This window comes from Agromyces sp. P2_B3 (assembly GCF_056404815.1).
On record NZ_JBFUDH010000042.1, the window covers coordinates 1 to 3460 of the forward strand.

A 3460-nucleotide genomic window follows, 5' to 3' on the forward strand; every position below is an offset into this window, starting at 1 on the left:
TGCTCGTGATGATCGGCCTCGTCTGGATCGCCTCGGGCGCCCTCCTCCTGGGCTACCCGAGGCACGCTCCCGCGATCGACGCCGCCTGACCGGCGGCCGCCGCCGGCCAGTGCCACCGGCCCGATCGGCCCTGCCGGCTCCCCGCGATCAGCGTGCGAGCTGCACGAATCGGCGGATATACGATCCGACACCCCGGGTATCGGGCCGTGCGCACGGTGTGGCGGATCGTATATCCGCCGGGGGTAGCAGTGAGCGGATGCCGCGGCGGGCGGCCGCGGCATCCGCTCTGTTGCGTCGGGGCTAGACGCCGAGCTCGAGGTCGGCGATGCGCACGGGCTCGCCGGTGGCGAGGGAGAGGTTGCCGGCGATGCCGACCGACACCGCCTTGACGCCGTCGGCGTAGCCGGCGACGCGGCCGAGCGGCGCGTCATCCGTCACCCGGTCGAAGAGGTGCTGCAGCAGGTACGCGTCACCGCCGCCGTGGCTGCCGATGCCGGCGGGGATGGGCACGACGCGCGCGCCCTCCCAGTGCCGCTGCACGACGAGGCGCTCGGAGTCGGGCCGCACCCGGTCTTCGGGCGAGGCGTCGGGGTGCATGCTCGGGTCGACGACCACGCGGCCGTCGTCGCCGATGAGCACGGCGCCGCGCTCGACCACCTCGAGCTCAGCGCGGCCCTCGGTGCCGTTGACGGTGACGCGGTAGCCCTCCCACGGCGCGTGCGCGTTGAGCGAGTAGCTCATCGTGGCGCCGCTGTCGTAGTCGACGAGCGCGGCGAGGTTGTCCTCGATGGTGATGCCGGCGTCGAACACGTCGCGGTCGCGGAGGTAGCCGTCGTGCTGCTCCTGGTCGAGGTAGAGCTCCTTGAGTCGCTCGTCGGCGGCGAGGTCGAGGGCGAACGGGTCGCCGGACACACCCGTGCCCCGCGAGGGCCGATCGCCGAGGCCCCGCGCCGCCGCGTTCTCGGCGCCGTAGAACCGCAGCCCGCCGCTCGCGAAGACGCGCACGGGCGTCGCGGCGATCCACCAGTTCACCAGGTCGAAGTGGTGCGACGCCTTGTGGATGAAGAGGCCGCCCGAGTTGGCCTTCTGGCGGTGCCAGCGGCGGAAGTAGTCGGCACCGTGCACCGTGTCGAGCGCCCACTCGAAGTGCACCGACGTCACCGCGCCGATCGCGCCGTCGGCGATGACCTGCCGCAGCGTGGAGTTGCGCGGGCTGTAGCGGTAGTTGAACGTGGTGATGACCTCGCGCCCGGTCTCGGCGATCGCGGCACCGATGCGGCGCACGCTCTCCGCGTCGATGGTGAGCGGCTTCTCGACGACGACGTCCGCCCCCGCGCGCAGGGCGCGCACGACGTAGTCGGCGTGGGTGAAGTCGGGCGTCGTGACGATGACGCGGTCCAGCCGCTCGTCGCGGATCATCCGCTCGACGTCGTCGACCTCGTATCTGGCGGGCGCCGGATGCCCCGCCGCGACGACCTGGCGCTCGTAGACGTCGAGACGGCCGGGGTTCACGTCGCTCCAGGCCACGAGTTCGGCGACGTCGGGTACGCGCTCGGCCCCGAGCTGGGTGCCGGTGAGCGCGCCGATGTACATGCCGGCCCGGCTGCCCGTGCCGATGAGTCCGTACCGCTCCTGCGCCATCGCTGCTCCACTCGGATCTCGGGAGAAAGCGCTTCCTCCGCGGCATCCCATCGGTGCGGAATCGCTGCGGGATGAAGCGGGAAAGCGCTATCTCGAATTGCTACCATTTGTACCAGTACCCGCACTCATGGCCAAACGTGCCGCGTCGACGTGGAGGCCGCGGGGTAGAGTCGCCCGAGGGGCGGCAGACTGCAGGAGGACCGATGACCGAGGGCGGCATCCAGACCGGCCGGAACGCACCGGCGACGCTGCACGACGTGGCGCGCGAGGCGGGCGTCTCACTCGCGACCGCGTCGAGGTCGCTGAACGGCAGCACCCGCAAGGTCAACGAGGAGTATCGGCAGCGCGTGCTCGAGGCCGCCGCCCGACTCGACTACTCCCCCAATCTCTCGGCGCAGGCGGTCGCGCGCGGCACCACCACGACGGTCGCGCTGCTCGTCGCCGACATCGCCGACCCGTACTTCTCCTCCATCGCGGCCGGCGTCGTCGCCGAAGCGGACACCGCTCGCCTCATCGTGACCATGGCGGCGACGGAACGCGATCCCGATCGCGAACTCGAGCTCGTGCGCACGCTGCGCGGCCAGCGTCCGCGGGTCATGATCCTGGCCGGCTCGCGCCCCACCACCGACCCCACCGACGGCGCGCTCGGCGAGGAGCTCGCGGCCTACGAGCGCGCGGGCGGCCGGGTGGTGCTCATCAGCCGCAACGAGTACGACTTCCGCACGGTGCTGCTCGACAACCGCGTCGGCGCCGCCGCCCTCGCGCGCGAGCTCGTGGGCCTCGGCTATCGCCGCTTCGCCGTGGTCACGGCTCGCGAGGGCCTGCGGACCGCCGCCGACCGCCTCGCCGGATTCCGCGACGGGCTTGCCGAGGCAGGCATCGAGCTCAGCGACGACGACGTGATCCGCGCGGAGTTCACGCGCGACGGCGGCTACGACGGCACGACGGCGCTCATCGAGCGCGGACTCGACGGCATCGAGGCGATCTTCGCCGCGAACGACGTGATGGCGGTCGGCGCGCTCTCCGCCGTGCGAGACGCGGGGCTCACCCCGGGCGTCGACCTGGCGGTGGCCGGCTTCGACGACGTTCCCACCGTGCGCGACGTCACGCCGCCGCTCACCACCGTGCGCGTCCCGCTCGAGGAGATCGGCCGGCGCGCGCTGCGCCTCGCCCTCGGCGACGAGGACGCGGCGGCCGAGGGCTCCGTCGCCACGGAGGTCGTGCTGCGCGAGTCGACGCCGCGCCGGGACTGAGCCGGGGCTGAGACCCGCGGCCAGCCACCCGGATTCGCGGCCCGAAGTCCGGTCGCGCCGCGAAAGGCCGGCTCGCGGCATCCGATCTGTGACCAGGCGGATGCCCCGCGTCAAGACCCGTGCGTCCCAGCGCCGGTTCGTGGGAAGATACTGGCCTGCCAAAGACGGTCCCATCGTGAGGTGCACCATGAACCCCTTCCTCGCCGCGCTCCAGATCCTCGCGCTGCTCATCGGAAGCGTCGCCTGCCTGGTGGCGCTCGCCGCCGTGTCGGATTCGCCGCTCCTTCGGCGCCGACGGCCCGAGCAGCACTCCGCGGCCGACCGGAAGGCCGAGCAGCCGGCGGATGACGCCGAGCTCACGCCCGGCCCCCGCGTGCGCAGCGCCGGCTGACGCCGCTTCGACGGAGCCGCCGCGCACGGCGCTCACCGACGCGCCGACGCGTCCGGTCGCAGCGAGTGGTCACGATTGGCGCTCTCGCGCGCCCGCACCCCGCCAGAAGTGACCACTCGGCGTTCCGGGTGGGCGCGTCGCCGCGTGCTGCGCCCCGGTCGCAGCGCTCCGGCGC

At 73.0% G+C, this 3460-nt stretch carries 3 protein-coding genes; 2 read left to right on the top strand and 1 reads right to left on the bottom strand.

Translation table 11 applies throughout. The features are described from left to right. Positions 1–300: 300 nt before the first annotated feature. Positions 301–1641: a Gfo/Idh/MocA family protein gene (locus AC1DZA_RS20045; protein WP_476774087.1), complete on the bottom strand. Its 1341-nt coding sequence runs from the start codon at positions 1639–1641 to the stop codon at positions 301–303. A gap of 203 nt (positions 1642–1844) precedes the next feature. Between AC1DZA_RS20045 and AC1DZA_RS20050 the strand changes: the two genes are divergently transcribed. Next, positions 1845–2894, top strand: coding sequence for a LacI family DNA-binding transcriptional regulator (locus tag AC1DZA_RS20050; protein WP_476774088.1), 1050 nt, complete (start codon positions 1845–1847; stop codon positions 2892–2894). Positions 2895–3081: 187 nt separating this feature from the next. Then, positions 3082–3285, top strand: coding sequence for a hypothetical protein (locus tag AC1DZA_RS20055; RefSeq protein ID WP_476774089.1), 204 nt, complete (start codon positions 3082–3084; stop codon positions 3283–3285). Positions 3286–3460: the final 175 nt, after the last annotated feature.